This is a genomic window from Ketobacter sp., from assembly GCF_003671495.1.
In the GTDB taxonomy this organism is placed as follows: Bacteria; Pseudomonadota; Gammaproteobacteria; order Pseudomonadales; family Ketobacteraceae; genus Ketobacter.
In genome coordinates this window covers 74,013-91,867 of sequence record NZ_RCHN01000028.1, presented here as the reverse complement: position 1 = coordinate 91,867, position 17,855 = coordinate 74,013, and the positions used below count along the sequence as shown (strand labels likewise).

Annotated in this window: 17 protein-coding genes; 12 read left to right on the top strand and 5 right to left on the bottom strand. The window is 55.0% G+C overall.

All coding sequences use genetic code 11. From position 1 onward, the window contains the following. Positions 1-408: 408 nt before the first annotated feature. Genes dnaA through gyrB form a run of 4 tightly spaced genes read left to right on the top strand, consistent with a single transcriptional unit; the run spans position 409 to position 6,577 of the window. Positions 409-1,863 carry a chromosomal replication initiator protein DnaA gene (gene dnaA / locus D9N14_RS14275; protein WP_290580831.1) on the top strand — a complete coding sequence of 485 codons (1,455 nt, stop codon included), beginning with the start codon at positions 409-411 and terminating at the stop codon, positions 1,861-1,863. 29 nt (positions 1,864-1,892) lie between these two features. After that, positions 1,893-2,996 (top strand): DNA polymerase III subunit beta, encoded by a 1,104-nt coding sequence (gene dnaN / locus D9N14_RS14270; RefSeq protein WP_290580829.1) that lies wholly within the window; start codon positions 1,893-1,895, stop codon positions 2,994-2,996. Between the two features lie 21 nt (positions 2,997-3,017). Beyond that, complete coding sequence (recF, locus tag D9N14_RS14265) at positions 3,018-4,124, top strand: DNA replication/repair protein RecF (protein ID WP_290580827.1); 1,107 nt, start codon at positions 3,018-3,020, stop codon at positions 4,122-4,124. Between the two features lie 26 nt (positions 4,125-4,150). Continuing rightward, positions 4,151-6,577, top strand: coding sequence for a DNA topoisomerase (ATP-hydrolyzing) subunit B (gene gyrB, locus D9N14_RS14260; protein WP_290580825.1), 2,427 nt, complete (start codon positions 4,151-4,153; stop codon positions 6,575-6,577). 109 nt (positions 6,578-6,686) lie between these two features. Here gyrB and D9N14_RS14255 read toward each other — a convergent pair whose 3' ends face one another. From D9N14_RS14255 to D9N14_RS14240, 4 genes are all read right to left on the bottom strand, one after another. Then, positions 6,687-7,355 (bottom strand): BON domain-containing protein, encoded by a 669-nt coding sequence (locus D9N14_RS14255; RefSeq protein ID WP_290580823.1) that lies wholly within the window; start codon positions 7,353-7,355, stop codon positions 6,687-6,689. Between the two features lie 47 nt (positions 7,356-7,402). After that, positions 7,403-7,975 (bottom strand): porin family protein, encoded by a 573-nt coding sequence (locus D9N14_RS14250; protein ID WP_290580821.1) that lies wholly within the window; start codon positions 7,973-7,975, stop codon positions 7,403-7,405. Positions 7,976-8,022: 47 nt separating this feature from the next. Further along, positions 8,023-8,211, bottom strand: a complete 189-nt coding sequence (locus D9N14_RS14245) for a hypothetical protein (RefSeq protein ID WP_290580819.1) — start codon at positions 8,209-8,211, stop codon at positions 8,023-8,025. 266 nt (positions 8,212-8,477) lie between these two features. Beyond that, the gene (locus D9N14_RS14240) at positions 8,478-9,041 is read right to left on the bottom strand and encodes an OmpA family protein (protein WP_290580817.1); all 564 of its coding nucleotides are present in this window, start codon (positions 9,039-9,041) and stop codon (positions 8,478-8,480) included. Between the two features lie 352 nt (positions 9,042-9,393). Between D9N14_RS14240 and D9N14_RS14235 the strand changes: the two genes are divergently transcribed. From D9N14_RS14235 to D9N14_RS14215, 5 genes are read left to right on the top strand one after another with little or no spacing between them, the layout of a single operon-like run. Next, the gene (locus tag D9N14_RS14235; RefSeq protein WP_290580815.1) at positions 9,394-10,737 is read left to right on the top strand and encodes a sigma-54-dependent transcriptional regulator; all 1,344 of its coding nucleotides are present in this window, start codon (positions 9,394-9,396) and stop codon (positions 10,735-10,737) included. A 12-nt stretch (positions 10,738-10,749) separates the two neighbouring features. Continuing rightward, a complete protein-coding gene (locus tag D9N14_RS14230; RefSeq protein ID WP_290580813.1) occupies positions 10,750-10,944 on the top strand; it encodes a hypothetical protein in 195 nt (64 codons plus the stop codon). A gap of 12 nt (positions 10,945-10,956) precedes the next feature. Continuing rightward, the gene (locus D9N14_RS14225) at positions 10,957-12,387 is read left to right on the top strand and encodes a sensor histidine kinase (protein WP_290580811.1); all 1,431 of its coding nucleotides are present in this window, start codon (positions 10,957-10,959) and stop codon (positions 12,385-12,387) included. Then, positions 12,384-12,866, top strand: a complete 483-nt coding sequence (locus D9N14_RS14220) for a response regulator (RefSeq protein WP_290580809.1) — start codon at positions 12,384-12,386, stop codon at positions 12,864-12,866. The genes D9N14_RS14225 and D9N14_RS14220 overlap by 4 nt, the downstream gene beginning before the upstream one ends. Before the next feature lie 5 nt (positions 12,867-12,871). After that, entirely contained in the window at positions 12,872-14,830 is a 1,959-nt protein-coding gene (locus D9N14_RS14215; protein ID WP_290580807.1) for a response regulator, read from the top strand. On the opposite strand, the gene D9N14_RS14210 is transcribed toward D9N14_RS14215, so the two are convergent. Next, a complete protein-coding gene (locus D9N14_RS14210; RefSeq protein ID WP_290580805.1) occupies positions 14,811-16,295 on the bottom strand; it encodes a sigma-54 interaction domain-containing protein in 1,485 nt (494 codons plus the stop codon). The genes D9N14_RS14215 and D9N14_RS14210 overlap by 20 nt on opposite strands. Before the next feature lie 252 nt (positions 16,296-16,547). On the opposite strand from D9N14_RS14210, the gene D9N14_RS14205 reads away from it, so the two are divergent. The 3 genes from D9N14_RS14205 (at position 16,548) to D9N14_RS14195 (ending at position 17,839) form a co-directional block, all read left to right on the top strand. Beyond that, positions 16,548-16,877: a hypothetical protein gene (locus D9N14_RS14205; RefSeq protein ID WP_290580803.1), complete on the top strand. Its 330-nt coding sequence runs from the start codon at positions 16,548-16,550 to the stop codon at positions 16,875-16,877. A 107-nt stretch (positions 16,878-16,984) separates the two neighbouring features. Next, positions 16,985-17,461: a YHS domain-containing (seleno)protein gene (locus tag D9N14_RS14200; protein WP_290580801.1), complete on the top strand. Its 477-nt coding sequence runs from the start codon at positions 16,985-16,987 to the stop codon at positions 17,459-17,461. Between the two features lie 96 nt (positions 17,462-17,557). Continuing rightward, positions 17,558-17,839 carry a DUF2282 domain-containing protein gene (locus tag D9N14_RS14195; RefSeq protein ID WP_290580799.1) on the top strand — a complete coding sequence of 94 codons (282 nt, stop codon included), beginning with the start codon at positions 17,558-17,560 and terminating at the stop codon, positions 17,837-17,839. Positions 17,840-17,855 lie beyond the last annotated feature (16 nt).

Genomic DNA, 17,855 nt, shown 5'->3' with positions numbered 1-17,855 from the left:
TCGCACGCTGTTTTTCACCGTCCACAGGTCGTAATAATAAATAAAGAATATATAAAGAAAAGATTATGGTTGTTGTTACTGGTGTTGATAGTTTCTGTGGATAACCATTATTTGTTCAACAAATACATATAGTTAGGATATTAATAACTATGTGTTATAAAACGGTATTAGCTGCTGGAAAATTGATGATATAGATGTGGATAACTCAGGTTGCACGGTTATCCCCTGTTTGGTACCCAGTTATTCCCTGTGTTCATGCAGGTTTTGTCCACAAGATAAATTCACTCGGTCAGTCAAGGAGTTGGCGGCTAAAAAACTCACTTTCTTCTGTGGATAAGTCTTGGATCGGGGTATATCATTCTGGGTTCAATCCATTTCAAATCGCCGATATCACTGGGGGCTGGCCAAGTGGTAAGTTCGCTATGGCATCAATGCCTGGATCGATTACAAGAAGAATTACCCTCACAGCAATTCAATATGTGGATACGACCGCTGCAGGCTGAAGTGGATGGCGTACAGTTGCGCCTGTTGGCCCCGAACCGGTTTGTTCTGGACTGGGTGAATGAAAAGTTCCTGGGTCGTATCTCAGAATTGATGAAAGAGCTGGCGCTGGATGAAGAACCCCTGCACGTGGTGCTGGCCATCGGTTCCCGCCAGACCAAGCCGACGCCGTCCAATGTGGATACCTCCACCGGCCGTTCCGGTCGTTCTGTAACCGTGGTTGAGCACGCGCTGCCGGCCTCCGAAGCTGAATCCCATACCTCCCCTGCGGCTGCCTCTAATAAAGGTACTATAAAGGAAGCCAAAGCCCGGGAAGTGGACATGGGCGGGACCATCAAGCACAAGACCAACCTGAACCCTGCCTTTACCTTCACCAGCTTTGTGGAAGGTAAGTCCAACCAGTTGGCCCGCGCCGCGGCCACCCAGGTGGCGGAGAATCCCGGCCAGGCCTACAACCCCCTGTTTCTCTACGGTGGCGTGGGTCTGGGTAAAACCCACTTGATGCATGCGGTGGGCAATTTCATGATGGCCCAAAACCCCAATGCCAAAGTGGTGTACCTGCATTCCGAACGCTTTGTGGCGGATATGGTAAAAGCTCTGCAGATCAATGCCATCAACGAATTCAAACGCTTCTATCGATCCGTGGACGCCCTCTTGATCGATGATATCCAGTTCTTTGCCGGCAAGGAGCGCTCCCAGGAGGAGTTCTTCCACACCTTCAATGCGCTGTTGGAAGGCGGTCAGCAGATGATTCTCACCAGTGATCGCTATCCAAAGGAGATCAGTGGGGTGGAAGAGCGCCTTAAAAGCCGTTTCGGCTGGGGGTTGACGGTGGCGGTTGAGCCGCCTGAACTGGAGACCCGGGTTGCTATTCTGATGAAGAAAGCCGAAGAGGCGAAAATCAATCTGCCGGATGAAGCCGCGTTTTTCGTAGCCCAGCGGGTGCGCTCCAATGTGCGTGAGCTGGAAGGGGCCTTGAAGCGGGTGGTGGCCAATGCTCACTTCACCGGCAAGCCCATTACGCTGGACTTCGTGAAGGAGTCATTGAAGGATTTGCTGGCGTTGCAGGAAAAGCAGGTCAGCATCGATAATATCCAGAAAACCGTGGCCGAGTATTTCAAGATCAAGATCGCGGATATTTTATCCAAGCGACGCAGTCGATCCGTGGCCCGCCCGCGTCAGATTGCCATGGCGCTGGCCAAGGAACTCACCAATCACAGTTTGCCGGAGATCGGCGATGCCTTTGGTGGTCGTGACCATACCACCGTGTTGCACGCCTGCCGCAAGATCAAGGAGCTGCGGGAGACCAGCTCCGATGTGCGTGAGGACTATACCAATTTATTGAGGTTGCTTACCTCGTAAGTTAGCACTAACTAGCTTTAGGATTCGTTATGAACTTTACCATTGAGCGGGAAAAACTATTACGACCCTTGCAACAGGTAGCCGGTGTGGTGGAGCGCAGGCAGACCCTGCCGGTGCTGTCCAACGTTTTGATGGTGGTGGACGGCGACACGCTGTCGCTGACCGGCACTGACCTGGAAGTAGAGCTGGTGGCTCACGTTGCCCTGGACGGTCAGTACGAGCACGCTGAAATTACGGTTCCTGCCAAGAAGCTGCTGGATATCTGCAAATCCTTACCGGATGAAAGCACTATCCAATTCACCACGGATGAACAGAAGCTGTCGGTAAAAGCGGGTCGCAGCCGCTTCAGCCTGGCGACCCTCCCCTCCAACGAGTTTCCGAACCTGGAGGAAGCCACCGGTAACGTGACCTTCTCCATCAATCAGGGTTATCTGAAATCGGTGATTGATCGTACCGGCTTTGCCATGGCCCAGCAGGATGTTCGTTTCTATCTGAACGGTATGTTGTTCGAAGTGTCCACCAACCTGTTGCGGGCGGTCTCCACTGACGGACATCGATTGGCGCTGTGCAATGCCGAGATCCAGGTTGAAGTGGAATCGCCGGTGCAAGCCATTGTGCCGCGCAAGGGTGTTTTGGAGTTGTCCAAGCTGTTTGCCGATATGGATGCCGACGTTTCTGTTTCCCTGAGTGCCAACCATATTCGGGTCGAGAGCGCAGATCTGCGGTTTACCTCTAAATTGATCGACGGGAAGTTCCCCGATTATGAGCGGGTTCTGCCCAAGAACAGCGATAAAACCGTGATCAGTGATAAGAATGAGATGAAGCAGTGCTTTTCTCGAGTGTCGATCCTGTCCAATGAGAAATACCGCGGTGTTCGCCTGCGTTTTGAAAACGGCAGCCTGACCACGGTTGCCAACAACCCTGAGCAGGAAGAGGCCGAAGAAACCATCAATGTGGATTACGCCGGTGGTGAGTTGGAAATTGGTTTTAACGTGAATTACCTGCTGGATGTGATGAATGTGATTCGCAGTGAGAGCGTCAAGCTGCAACTGGCGGATTCCAACAGCAGTGCCCTGGTCACTGATGCCAATGACGATTCCGCCATGTACGTCGTTATGCCCATGCGCCTGTAGCAGCCAAACAGTAACTTCTGTATGCGTCTCCTTTCACTGGAGGTGTCCAATCTTCGGAACCTCCAGTCTGTTTCTCTCCTCCCCCACCCTAACACCAATTTCGTTATTGGCGCCAACGGCAGCGGTAAAACCAGCCTGCTGGAATCCATCGCTTTACTTTCCAATGGGCGCTCTTTTCGCACCCCGGACAGCAAAAAGCTGATCCGGCATGGTTCTGACCAGCTGGTGGTGTTCAGTGCCATCGAATCAGAGCATTCTGGTAAGCACCGAGTTGGGATTTCCAAGAGCGGTAAAGGAATCACATCCGCAAAGCTGGATGGCAAATTACAGCAGAAAGTGTCTGCCCTGGCGAAGGTATTCCCCGTGATTTCAATAGAAACCAACTCCATGGAATTGATAGAGGGTGGGCCGTCGTTGCGACGCAGCTTGCTGGACTGGGGAATGTTTCACGTGGAACATCGCTTTCTTGAGATTTGGGGCCAGTATCGTGCGGGTCTTAAACAAAAGAATGCGCTCCTAAAATCCGGTAAGAAGGTAAACACAACGGAGCTTCAACACTGGAACCGGGTGATCGCCCATTTTGGTGAGCGCCTGGACATAGAACGGACGCAGTACTGTGATGCTCTGATTGAACAGTTTGGTCGCATTCGACATGACTATTTTGAGTCAGAACTTGAGATTCAATTCCGGTATCGACCCGGCTGGGACAAGGCCACCTTTGTCACCCTGGAACAGTGCCTTAGTGAGAAGATGGAGTCAGAGATACAGCGTGCGAGCTGTCTTTATGGCCCCCATCGTGCCGACCTGGACATCCTGTGGAACGGGTCACTGGCGAAAGATATTTGCTCCAGGGGGCAGAAAAAGCTGGTATTATATGGAGTTAGGCTGGCTCAGATTGCGTACATGATGAGGAAGACCGGGGTATCCCCTATTCTTTTGCTAGACGATCTACCGGCTGAATTGGATGAAAAAAATATAAACAATGTGATTCGGTTTTTGAAAGAGTTTCCTTGCCAGACGTTCATTACTGCCATCAGTGACCAGTCTATCACTCAAGAGATGTTGTCCGCTTTCGAAGAGCACAAGATGTTCCACGTGGAACATGGAACCTTTGAAGAAATCCGCTAAACCCGCAACCGGAGCGAAATGCACCTATGTCTGATGATTCCAAAAAGACCTACGATTCCTCAAATATCAAAGTACTTAAGGGATTGGACGCCGTTCGCAAGCGGCCGGGGATGTACATCGGTGACACCGACGACGGCACCGGCCTGCACCATATGGTGTTCGAGGTGGTGGATAATTCGATTGATGAAGCCTTGGCGGGACATTGCTCGGAAATACGTGTGGTGATCCACCCTGATGAATCCATCTCCGTTTCAGATAATGGACGCGGTATTCCGGTGGACATTCACCCGGAAGAAGGCCGGTCCGCAGCAGAAGTGATCATGACGGTACTGCACGCTGGCGGAAAATTCGATGACAACTCCTACAAGGTGTCCGGCGGACTGCACGGTGTGGGGGTTTCCGTGGTGAACGCGCTGTCCACAAAGCTCAAGCTCACCATTCGCCGTGAAGGCAAAATCTGGGAGCAAACCTACAAGCACGGCGTGCCGGAGGCCCCGTTAGCGCCCGTGGGTGACAGCGACAGCACGGGTACCGAGCTGCATTTCTGGCCTTCTGCGGAGACCTTCACCAACATCAAGTTCTCCCACGATGTGCTGGCCAAGCGTTTGCGGGAACTGTCGTTCCTGAATTCCGGTGTGCGTATCGTGCTGGTGGATGAGCGCACCGGCCATGAAGATGTATTCCAATACGAAGGTGGGCTCTCCGCCTTCGTGAGCTACCTGAACCAGAACAAGAATCCTCTGAACCAGGTGTTCTATTTTGACGGCCACCGGGAGGATGAAGGGATCTCGGTGGAAGTGGCCCTGCAATGGAATGATTCCTACCAGGAGAACATCTATTGCTATACCAACAACATTCCCCAACGGGACGGCGGAACCCATTTGGCGGGCTTCCGCGCTGCCCTCACCCGCTGTCTGAACACCTACATCGAAAAAGAAGGGCTGCAGAAAAAAGCCAAGGTCAACACCAGCGGCGATGATGCCCGCGAAGGCTTGACGGCTATTGTTTCAGTGAAAGTGCCCGATCCCAAGTTTTCCTCCCAGACCAAAGACAAGCTGGTTTCCTCGGAAGTGAAAGCCGTGGTGGAACAGCACATGATGGAGAAACTGCAGGAATATCTGTTGGAAAACCCCAATGACGCAAAAATCATCTGTAACAAGATCATTGATGCGGCTCGCGCCCGGGATGCGGCCCGTCGCGCTCGTGAGATGACCCGGCGCAAAGGCGTACTGGATATTGCCGGTCTGCCCGGCAAACTGGCGGACTGCCAGGAAAAGGACCCGGCCCTGTCCGAACTGTACCTGGTGGAGGGTGATTCTGCGGGCGGCTCTGCCAAACAAGGTCGTAACCGTAAAACCCAGGCGATCCTGCCATTGAAAGGTAAGATCCTGAACGTGGAGAAAGCCCGTTTTGACAAGATGCTCTCATCTGCGGAGGTAGGCACTCTGATCACGGCCATGGGGTGTGGAATCGGTAAGGACGAATACGATCCGGAGAAATGCCGTTACCACTCCATCATCATCATGACGGACGCGGACGTGGACGGTTCCCATATTCGCACCCTGCTGCTGACGTTCTTCTTCCGCCAGATGCCTGAAGTGATTGAACGGGGCTACGTCTATATTGCCCAGCCACCGCTTTACAAAATCAAGAAAGGTAAACAGGAGCAATACCTGAAAGACGACTCTGCCCTGGAGAATTACCTCACCCAGGCGGCCCTGGATGACGCGTCACTGCACGTGAACGCCGACGCTCCGGGCATTGGAGGGTCGGCTCTTGAAACGTTGGTGACGGAATATCGGACTGTCTATAAACGAATTGACCGGCTTTCCCGTGTGTACCCGGCGTTTGTATTGGAGCAGTTGATCTACAGTCCTACATTCTTGGAAGATAACCTGACCTCAGCCGAAAGCCTGGCGGACTGGTGTACACAACTGGCCGCCCATCTGATGGGTAAAGCACCCGCCACCGAACGCTATGAAGTGTCGGTGTACGAGGACAAGGAACGCCACATTTATTTGCCGAAGGTGGTGCAGACGGCTCACGGTGTGCCCACTGAGTACATTCTGTCCCGGGAGTTCCTGGTTTCGGACGATTACCAGGCCATTGCATCCATGGGTGAAAAGCTCAGCACCCTGTTGGAAGACGGCGCCTTCATCAAGCGCGGGGAAAAAGTGCGGCCCATCGACAGTTTTGCCGAGGCATTGGACTGGTTGATGACGGAATCCAAGAAAGGTCACACCATTCAGCGTTATAAGGGATTGGGTGAGATGAACCCGGATCAGTTGTGGGAAACCACCATGGACCCGGAAACCCGGCGCATGCTGCAAGTGACCATTGAAGATGCTATTGCTGCGGACCAGATCTTTACCACCTTGATGGGCGATCAGGTGGAACCCAGACGTGACTTTATTGAAACCAATGCGTTGAATGTATCGAATCTGGACATATAAGTAAGTACTAACTAACTTGCTTATATGCTCAAAAGACTTTGGGTTATCCAAAACACCGGGGCCAGTGCGATGCCGATACAACGCACTGGCCCCCAACCTTCAAAGCGCATTAACTTTTGCGCACTTCGATGCGGTTTTCCACCGAGCTGACGCTCTCCATGTTCTCCACCAGCTGCTGTGCCAGGTCCTTCTCAGCTTCGGTTTTCACCTTACCTTCGAGGGTCACGACGTTTTTGTTGGTGTCGACGCTGATGTCCACTCCGTCCACAAACTCATTGGCCAACAACTTCATTTTCACCTGGGCTGAGATGGACGCATCTTCCACTGCAGAGAGGAAGCTATCGTCATCTTTCGACATAGGCTTGTCCTTGGCGCTCTCAGAAATCATCAGCAGGTTATCCACTTCATCGATGCCTTCCACGCTGAGGGCGATTTCCTCGGCGAGTTCTTTTTCCACGCCACCTGGAACGTCACCGCGCAGCAGGGCCTTGCTGCCATTCACTTCCACATCGATGTCGAAGCTGTTGAGGTTGTCATTGAACAGCAGCGCGGTTTCGATCTTGCCTTCGCGCAATCCGTTGTTGAAATAGGTCTTGGTGTCTTCCGACATCTGTTCGATCTTGGTTTGAATACTGGTGTCTTCGGCAAAGCTCTGTACAGCGGCGGTGGAGGCTACCCCCAGGCAAACCGCCAGAGCAATTTTTTTGACTACGCCGAATTGCGCAGTATGAGTGGATTGGGTAGCAGACAGGGTTTGGGCTTTCACTTGGTTAGTCATGATGTTTCTCCTTGCTTGAACTAGGTGATCAACTTGATCGCGGGTGGTTAAAACTTAAAGCGAACACCGGCGGCGGCGTGGTCCAGGTCCACATCACTGTCGATGCTGTCTGTGGCCAGCAGGCCAACTTCGTCTTCAGAAAACTCCACGTTGTAGCGGGTGTAATCGAAGGTGATCTCAACGTTCTGAGTGACGGCGAAGGCCGCTCCGACACCCCAGAACAATTCATCTCCGTCAGCACTGCCATCAAAACCGACGACCTCGTAGTCGCTGTTCCACCACAGCTGACCGCCTTTGGCGTGCAGTGAGAAAAAGTCGGTGAGTGGCAGGGTGCCTTTCAGGGCCAGGGTGTAGCCATCGGTATCGGCGCTGGCAACGTTACCGCCATACTTGCCGAAGTCGATGTAGCTGCCCTCCACGCCGATGAAGGCGTTGAAGTCACCACCGATAATCAGTTGATAGGCATCGTTGTCGTCGTCAAAGTCATCGTCGTCCTTCACTTTGAGATAACCGTAGTTGCCGCCAACGTAGAGACCTGAATCGTCGTCGTTGCTGGCTGATACCAGCGGAGCCGGTATCAGCAGAGCGGTGACAATGGATAAGTGCGTTAAGTATTTCATGATGTCCTCCGTAACGGGTTTAAAAGTGGAATCTGTGCTGACTGGGATTAACAGTCGGTGTCCTTGCTGTTCATTTCCTGCTTCATGTCTTCACAGAGGTCCTCAACCTTGTTGCCGGTATCGGTAACCACTTCATCAATTTTTTCACCGGCTTCTTCCGCGCCGCCCTCATCAACGTCGCAGGCGGTCAAACCGAGAGTGAACAAACATACGAAAGCGAAGATTGCAGTTTTCATGGTGAGCTCCTGTTAATGGGTTACACCAGAGATATATCAACAACCGTGCCAGGCCGTATTGATAAGCGCTCAAGCCCAGTATTGACGGGGGCTGCAGAGAGATTCCCTTTAATAACGTGCTGGCGCTGAGACGGAAAATCAGGGGGTGTTTTAAGTAAGGCTTACAAGCTATTTGCAAAAGCTGCATTGAGCCGTTTGCAAATACAATCCATATAAAAAAAGCCGGCAGAGTGCCGGCTTTTCGTGAAATAAACGTAAGGTGCGATTCAGTTCATGGCCAACGGTTTGTTGGATGCAACATAGTCCACCACGACCCTGCGATTCTGCTCACGCCCTTGGGCATTATCATTGGAGGCGGTGGGTTGGGTTTCACCAAAACTCTGTACGGTCCACTCCGAGGGATCCAGCTTACTGCGCAGGAAGGACTCGACGGTCTTGGCCCGTGCCTCCGAGAGTGCATCGTTGTAGACCTCTGGCCCGGTGGCATCAGCGTGCCCGGCAATGACGATGCGGGAATTCATCAGTTCATTGTTGCGGGCTGCAGTGACCAACTCCGATAACACTTGTTGGGAGCGTGGCGTCAATTCAGCGGAATCAAAATCGAAGTACAAAATTTTGCGTTGTACTGCCAGCACCGGTTCCTGGATTGGCGGTGTGCTCTCCTGCTCCGGGACGGAAATGGTAACGGGTTCGCTGGGAACCGTTGGTTCCGGTTCTGCTGTGGGTGTGGAACTGCAACCGGTGGCGATGAATCCGGACAGCGCCAACATCCAAAACCAGTGGCGTTTATGGAAAGGATGTTGGTGGGGTTGATTAGCGGTGGTTCTCATGGTGTGTCTCCTTGTGGCCAAAAGCCTCTGCATGTCAGGGTGCATATTGATGTGTATGAAATGCTAGCGTGGTTCCGGTTAGCCAGTTTCATGCCAGTCAATCGAACGCCCGAGTTACCGCGGGATGACGCGGAGTTTGGCGTTCCCACCCTGCGCAAAAGCACACGCTATACAGGGTCTTTTTGTAAGTTTTACCAGCGACCTTGGGAGAACTTACAAATTCAGCAACGCTCAATGCGGTTACTTACGACGTATTTCGCGCTAATACCACTTTGGAGAAAGCTGGCATGGAACTTTCATTTCTGACTGTGTTATACCTATGCACTCATTCGACAGAAAAAGGTGAAACACCGTGGCCAAAGTCCTGATGGTGGATGACGATGCGGGATTTACCGACGCTACCGCACAGATAATCGAGTTGCTGCAGCACTCGGTGACCGTGGCCGGCACGGTTGCCGATGCCCGCCAATGCCTGGAGCAAAACACGTATGATCTGGTGTTGCTGGACATCATGTTGCCCGACGGCAGTGGCTTTGAAGTGTTGGAAGCACTGTACCGCCACAATCGTTCGGCACACATCGCGTTCATCACCGGCCATGTTGCCGTGAAGAACATTGTGCGTTCGGTGGCGGGTCCGGAGGTGAGCTTTCTGTTAAAGCCCATTGACGTGGATAAGATCCGCTCCCTGTTCAACCGGGTGGTGGCCAGCGCCGAAGACAACAGCGCAGTGACGCAGACACACTTTGGGGTTCTGGTGGGAGAATCCGCCAGCATGCAGGCACTCTACACCATGATTGAACGGGTGGCCGCCTCCAACGCTAACGTGTTGATTCAGGGCCAGAGCGGGACCGGCAAGGAACTGGTGGCGCGGGCCATTCATAACGCCAGTGGGTGTGACGGTGCCTTCGTGGCCGCCAACTGCGGTGCCATTCCCACCGACCTGATCGCCAGTGAATTGTTCGGTCATGAGAAAGGCGCCTTCACCGGAGCCAATGCCCGTAAGATCGGCTTGTTCGAACGGGCCCAGGGCGGCACCCTGTTTCTGGATGAGGTCACCGAAATGCCCCTGGACCTGCAGCCTAACCTGTTGCGGGCACTGGAGACCGGCAGGATTACCCGGGTGGGCGGCAGTGAGGAGATTGCCGTGAATTGCCGGGTGCTGTCCGCCACCAACCGCACCCGGGATGAGTTGGCCTCGAAACAGTATCTGCGGGAAGACATCTACTTTCGTCTGGCGGTGTTTCCCATCGAACTGCCGCCCCTGCAGAATCGCAAAGAGGATATTCCGTTGTTGGCGCAATCGTTCCTGGATGAGTTTAACCGTGAACAGGGCACCGGCTATCGACTGGATAACGATGCCCTGGCGCGGCTGGAATGTTACCGTTGGCCGGGCAACGTGCGGGAGCTGCGTCACGCCATTCAGCGCGCGCACATTCTTACTCCGCCGGACGCCGAGGTGCTGGTGCTGCCGGATGATCTGGGCTCGCCCTTTGCCAGTGAAACCAAACAACCCACGGCCCTGCAGGCTGGGCAAACCATTGAGGAAGTGGAACGCCAGCTGATTCTGGAAACGTTAAAAGCCACCGACGGCAGCAAGCCGGAGGCGGCCGAGATGCTGGGCATCAGCCTCAAGACGTTGTACAACCGGCTCAACCAATATCAACAGACAGCCGACACCAATCTGGAATCCGGTTGAGGAGACCCTACCATGAGTGACCACGATAAAACGTCACTGGATCGTCACACCCTGCGCAATATGCTGAACAACATCACCATGAACGCCGAGCTGATCAAACTGCAGGTGCAACAGGATGTGCCCACACCCCAACTGATGGCCAGTGTCGAAAAGATCCTGCAGGAATGTAAGCACTGTGCCCACTACCTGAATCAGAACCAGGGATAACCACCATCCAGTATGATGAAACAAATCAGCGTATTACAACGGGTCTGGATCGTCAGTATTGTGACCCTGATTCTGCTGCTGGGCATCAACGCCGTGCAATCCTATCGTGCCATCGAAGAGCTGGTGGATAACGAACAACGCACCAGCACCACCAAGTCCATCCTGCGCGCCATCAAGGATGTGTTCTCTTCTGTACAGGATGCAGAGCTGGGGCTGCGGGGCTTCCTGATCACCGGCAAAGCCGATCATCTGCGGCCCTATTTCACTTCCCTGGAAAATATTCAGGAGCATATTTCCCAGTTGCGGAGTTTCCATTCCGAGTTACCGGAGCAGCGCTCCCGGGTGGACGAACTGGAAGAGGCCATTCTGGAACGACTTGAGCAGATGACCGAGCACATCAACCAGCACAGCAAGAACAGTGAGCTGGACTGGCTCTCCTCCAGTAACATGTTGGCCAGTCACGAGAGTCTGTCCAGCATCCGGGATCTGGTGACCCGTATGGAGGAAGCGGAATACCAGTTGCTGGAAGTGCAATCCCGTCAGGCCCGGGTCAGTCGCAAGACGGTGATGCAGACCATCGTGGTGGCCAACGGGTTGGGTCTGTTGCTGATTGCGTTCATTGCGGTGCTGTTGTATCGCGGCATTGGCCGGCAACAGATGGAGGCCATGCAGTTGGAAGCCATGGTGGAACAGCGCACGCGGGAGTTGCAGTTGTATTCCGATGAGCTGAAGCGCAGCAATCGGGAGCTGCAGGATTTTGCGTTTGTGGCGTCCCACGATTTGCAGGAACCGTTGCGCAAAATCCGCACCTTTGGCGACCGCCTGAAATCCCGCTACGCCGAACAACTGGGGGACGGTGCCGACTACATTATCCGCATGCAAAGTGCTGCCGTGCGCATGTCAAACCTGATTGATGATCTGCTGACGTTCTCCCGGGTCACCACCCGCGCCAAACCCTTTGTGGATGTGAAACTGGAAGAGGTGTTGGACGAAGTTCTGGATAATTTGTCGGTACGTATAGAGGAAACCCGGGCGGTAATCGAACGGGACCCACTGCCGGTGGTAAAAGGCGATGCTTCGCAGATGAAGCAACTGCTGCAGAATATCCTGAGCAATGCGCTGAAGTTCATTCCCCCTGGCGTCCATCCCCACATCCAGATCCGTTGTGAACAAACCCAAAGTCGTTACTGTCTGCAGATCGTGGATAACGGCATTGGCTTTGATGAACAGTACCTGGAAAAAATCTTCACCCCGTTTCAGCGCCTGCATGGCAAGGATCAATACCAGGGCACGGGCATCGGCCTAGCCATCTGCCGTCGAATTGTAGAGCGTCACGGCGGTGAAATTCACGCCCGCAGTGAGCCGGGTGCCGGCGCCACTTTCATTCTGGATATTCCATTCAATCCGCCGGTGCAGGTGGTAACGGAGAACGCAGCATTATGACCAGTGATCCCTCGATGCATGACCGCAACCCCATTGTGATTCTGATGGCGGATGATGATAAGGATGACCAGCTGCTGACGCGGGATGCGTTGGAGGAAAGCCGGGTGTCCAATACCCTGGTGGTGGTGAATGACGGCGTGGAACTGATGCAGTACCTGCGCGGTGAAGGGCCTTTCGCGAATCAGGACAACCCCTGGCCCGGATTGATTCTGCTGGATCTGAACATGCCGCGCATGGACGGCCGGGAGGCTCTGGCGGAGATCAAGGCGGACCCCAGGTTGCGGGTGATTCCAGTGGTGATCCTGACCACCTCCAAAACCGAGGAGGATATGTTGCGGGGCTATGATCTGGGCGCGGCATCCTATCTCACCAAACCGGTGACCTTTGAAGGCCTGGTGGATCTGATGAAAGCCCTGGGCCGTTATTGGGTGGAGTTTGTGGAATTGCCGCAGGCCCACCATGACAACGACGACGGTTGACGCGTATGAGTAAGATTCGCCTGCTGCTGGTGGAAGATGATGAGGACGACTACATCATCACCCGGGATTTGCTGGACGACATCGCCGGGGGAGATTATCGCCTGGACTGGGCCTCGAACCTGGATACCGCCCGCGAGTGGTTGAGCCTGAACGAGCACGATGTTTGTCTGATGGATTATGAGCTGGGTCCGGTGGACGGCGTCTCCCTGTTGAAGGAAGCCCAGGGACTGGGGTTTACCCGCCCCATCATCATGCTTACGGGTCAGGATGACGAACGGCTGGACCAGTTGGCGTTGTCGGCCGGGGCGGTGGATTACCTGGTGAAGTCCTACCTCACACAATCCCGATTGGCACGGGCCATCCGCTATGCCGTGGCCCGTCGCGATACCGAGCAGGAGCGTCTGGAACGATTGAAGGCTGAGTCGGAAAACCGGGCTAAAACCGAATTCCTGGCGCACCTGAGCCATGAGCTGCGTACCCCGCTCTCCTCCATTCTGGGCTACACCGACCTGATGCTGCGGCAGGCGCAAGGGCAGCAGGTACAACAGTTGGGTGTGATCAAACGCAACGGGCATCACCTGTTGAGCCTGCTCAACGATGTGCTGGACCTTTCCAAAATTGAAGCGGGAAAACTGGAGATGGAAAGTCATCCGGTGGACCTGCAACGCCTGCTGAGCGATGTCTATCAACTGCTGCGGGTGCGGGCGGACGACAAGAACATCGCGCTGCGTTTTGAACTGCCACCGACCTTGCCGGAGGAAGTGAAAACCGATCCCACGCGGTTGCGGCAGATCCTGCTGAACCTGTTGGGCAACGCCATCAAGTTCACCCACGAGGGGGAAGTCCGCCTGCTGGTGTCGGTGGAGGAGCAAACGCCAGTATCGAGCCTGCGTTGCCAGGTAATGGACACCGGTGTGGGCATCGGGCCGGATTTTCTGCCACACCTGTTCAAACCGTTTTCCCAGGCGCCGGGTACAGACAGCAACAATCGCGAAGGCACCGGGCTGGGTCTGGCCATCAGTCGGCAACTGGCCCAGCGCATGGGCGGTGATATTCAGGTGGCGAGCACGCCGGGACAGGGCAGCGTGTTTACCCTGGAGGTGATGGTGGAACTGCCAGAAGCAGTGGCCTGGCGCAGCTTCGATTTGCAGACGGTGGAAAGTGCCACCCAGCCCCGACAGCTGCCCACTCTTCAGGCCCGGATTCTGATTGCCGACGATGTGGAAGATCTGCGGGTGATGCTAGGTCAGATCCTGTCCACCATGTCCATCGACACCGCTTTTGCGGAGAACGGTGAGCAGGCGGTGGCCCAGGTGCTGGCCGCCGAGCAGGAGGGTGCGGCCTTTGACCTGGTGCTGATGGATGTGCAGATGCCCAAACTGAATGGGCTGGAGGCCACGGCGCAACTGCGCCAGGGCGGCTACGACAAACCCATCATTGCGCTGACCGCGGCCACCATGGAGGGGGAGCGGGATCGCTGTCTGCAGGCCGGCTGTTCTGACTACCTGAGCAAACCGGTGGATGAAAGCGCGTTGGTGAAATGCATTCGCCGCCAACTGCAAACGCGGCCCCAACGGCCACAACAGGCTCCGGCCAACCCCGTGCTGTTGTTGGTGGAAGATGATCACGATGCGGCTGCCATGACCCGCTTGTTACTGGCCAACCTGGGCTGGGAGGTGCAGGTGGCCCACAGCGGTCAGGAGGCACTGCAGCACTACCAGCAACAGCAGCCGGATCTGATCCTCATGGATCGCGGCCTGCCGGACTGCCGGGGTGATGATCTGGCGCGACAGATTCGGGAATTGGGTGTCAACGCCACCCGCATTGTGGCCCTCAGCGGCAGCGAGTTGTCACGGGCGGAACTGAATGCCTCTGCCTTTGACGATCACCTGTTGAAGCCATTGGACCTGGATGTGATCAGGTCCGTTCTGGAACAGGCGCGGCCTAAGGCTGCGGCCGTTTGATGCCGAACTGGGACAGCCGGTACGCCAGGGTGGAGGGCTTCAACCCCAATAATTCAGCGGCACCGTCCGCTCCGGAGATTTTCCATTGGGTACGCTGCATGGCCGCCAGCAGGTTGTTTTTCTCCAGTTGACGAAATTCTGTTTCGGTCAGGATTTCCCCTGCCACGAACATTTGATCTTCCGCCTGTTCTTGCGGTGGTTCTGAGCCGGGCAGCGCCATGTCGAGATTCAAGCGATGGGCTCCGGCGGACAGAATCACCGCGCGCTCCATGACGTTTTTCAATTCCCGGATGTTACCCGGCCAGGGGTGTTGTTTGAGTTTGGCGATTTGCGCCTGGGTGAGCGCAAAAGGCCTGCGACCCAACTGCCGGCAAAAACTGTTGATGAAGTGTTGGGCGATGGGGGCGATGTCCTCACGCCGTTGTTTCAGCGGCGGCACGTCCACCGGGAATACCGAAAGGCGGTAATACAGGTCCTCCCGAAACCGGCCCCGCTTCACTTCTTCCGCCAGGTCACGGTTGGTGGCGGCAATGATGCGCACGTCGACCCGCTGGGTGCGCTCGTCACCGACTTTTTCGAATTCACTTTCCTGCAGTGCCCGCAGTAACTTGCCCTGTAAGTCCAGGGGGATCTCGCCCACTTCATCCAGAAACAGCGTGCCCTGGTTGGCCAGTTGCATCTTGCCCACCCGGTCCCGATGGGCACCGGTGAAGGCACCTTTCACGTGGCCGAAGAACTCGCTTTCAAACAGCTCCTTGGGAATTGAGGCGCAGTTGACTTTCACCAGGGGATGATGGGCCCGGTCGCTGTTGAGATGAATGGCCCGGGCGACCATTTCCTTGCCGACGCCGGATTCCCCCAGGATCAAAACACTGGTGGGGGTTCGCGCCACCGCTTCTATTTGCGACAGGGTGCGCTTCAGGGCCTGGCTCGCGCCGATGATCTCACCAAAGTTGGCGCTGATGTTGATTTCATCCCGCAGATAATCCCGCTCCTGCTCCAACTGCTCTTTCAGGCGGTTGATCTCGGCGAAGGCCCGCTCCCGCTCCTCTTCAATTTTCACCCGCTCGGATATGTCCCGAAAAATCACCACCGCCCCGTTCAAGCGGCCGTTTTCCCAGATCGGTGTGCTGGTGTATTCCACCGGTACTGCGTGTCCGGCGGAATGCCAGAACACTTCGTCGTCCACCTGATGTACCTCGCCGTCCTTGAGTGCGGCGTAGATGGGGCATTCCTCAGTGGGGTAATGACGCCCGTCCAGATGGGTGTGGTGATGCAGGTCGTGGATGGAAGTGCCGATCACCTCCTGCTCTTTCCAACCCAGGATGCGAACCGCGGCCTCGTTGACAAAGGTAGCCTTACCGTCGCAGTCGAGGCCGTAAATGCCCTCCCCGGCGGCCTTCAGTATCAATTGATGCAGGCGATGCAGGCTGGGTTCCTGGAGCAGCTGAGTGTGTTCGGTCATGGGATGGCAGCCTTGGTGCGTGTGTGAATGGCCCTGAAATGCGCTCGAATGAATTCGAAGACGTTAACAAATATTTGAGAGTAAATCCTCAGAAAATTGAGAATCACAAATTTCTGAGACCTTCAATTTATAGTAACTATATGAATTTCATAGGAAAAATAGTTGGCACGATAACTGATATATCCCGTCATCGAGAACGCAAGTAAATCAAAGCCAAATATCAGACCAGAATCCAGTACAGGAGCCTAGACCATGACCTTACGTACCATCCTCAACGCCACCGGGCTGATTGTAGCCCTGCTGCTCGCCGGCTTTGCCAGTGCCGCCATCAGTGACCGCAGTGCCAAGCCCTTGGCCCAGTCGCCGTTTTCCCTGGCGTACTTTCATATCAAACAGTCCGGGCATATCCACCAGGGCGAGCACCAGTGGCCCCGGGCAGACCACGCCCAGGGCGGCCGAACCTGCGTGTGGGTGCATCACTTCGAGAAACGGATTTCCGTTTACCAGAAGCGTTACTGCCAGGTGCCCGCCCACGCAGCGGCCACGACGGCCGGACTGGCGCCAGTGAATCACACCTTTTAAGTGAAGTCGCTTTTCAGCAAGCAGTCGTTAAGCAAACCGTACCGAGCACCATCCTTTAAATAACCGAACGCAACAAACCAAACCAAACCATGAAAGGAGAACACCCCATGAAACTGACTCAAACCCTGAAACTGGCCGGCGCCGCGGGCGCTTTACTGATGAGCAGCCTGAGCGTTGCCTCTGCCAGCAACATCGGCGCCAACGACCTGGCCATCCACGGCTACGATCCGGTTGCCTACTTCACCCAGAGCAAGGCGGTGGTGGGTTCGGCCCAGTTCACCGCCACCCATGACGGTGCCATCTACCGTTTTTCCAGCCAGCAGAACCGTGATCTGTTCAAGTCCGACGCGGATCACTATGCACCTCAGTTCGGCGGCTACTGCGCCATGGGTGTCGTGTTGAACAAAAAACTCGACATTGATCCACAGGCTTTCTACATCGCCGGCGACAAGCTGTATTTGAACCTGAATAAAGACATCCAGAAAAAATGGCTGACGGATGTGAACGGACACGTGAGGAGCGCCGTGCGCATCTGGAACGGCATTGAAGACCTGCCGGTGGCGGTGGTGAACGCAGAAGACTGATGGTTGTGCGCGCTACTAGGTGACAAACATCACCGCAGTAGCGCGCCACCGGGTTCATTAAGTTCAAGCCAACTCAACCCGAACAAGGAGAACACCATGAACAGCAAACAACGGATCGCCACCGCCGCCCTGGCATTGGCACTCACCACCCTGGCCACTGCCCCGGCCCAGGCGGAAGGTAAGGAAAAGTGCTATGGCGTGGCCGCCGCAGGACAAAACGATTGCGGCAACCTGGCGGGTACCCATTCCTGCGCCGGTGCCTCGAAAGTGGATTACGACCCGGGCGAATGGAAGCTGGTTGCCAAAGGCACCTGTGAAAGCATCGGTGGCATGTTGAAGGCGGAAGCCAAACGTCGCTACCAGGAAAGTCAACGCTAGTGGTCGCGGCGCGCAA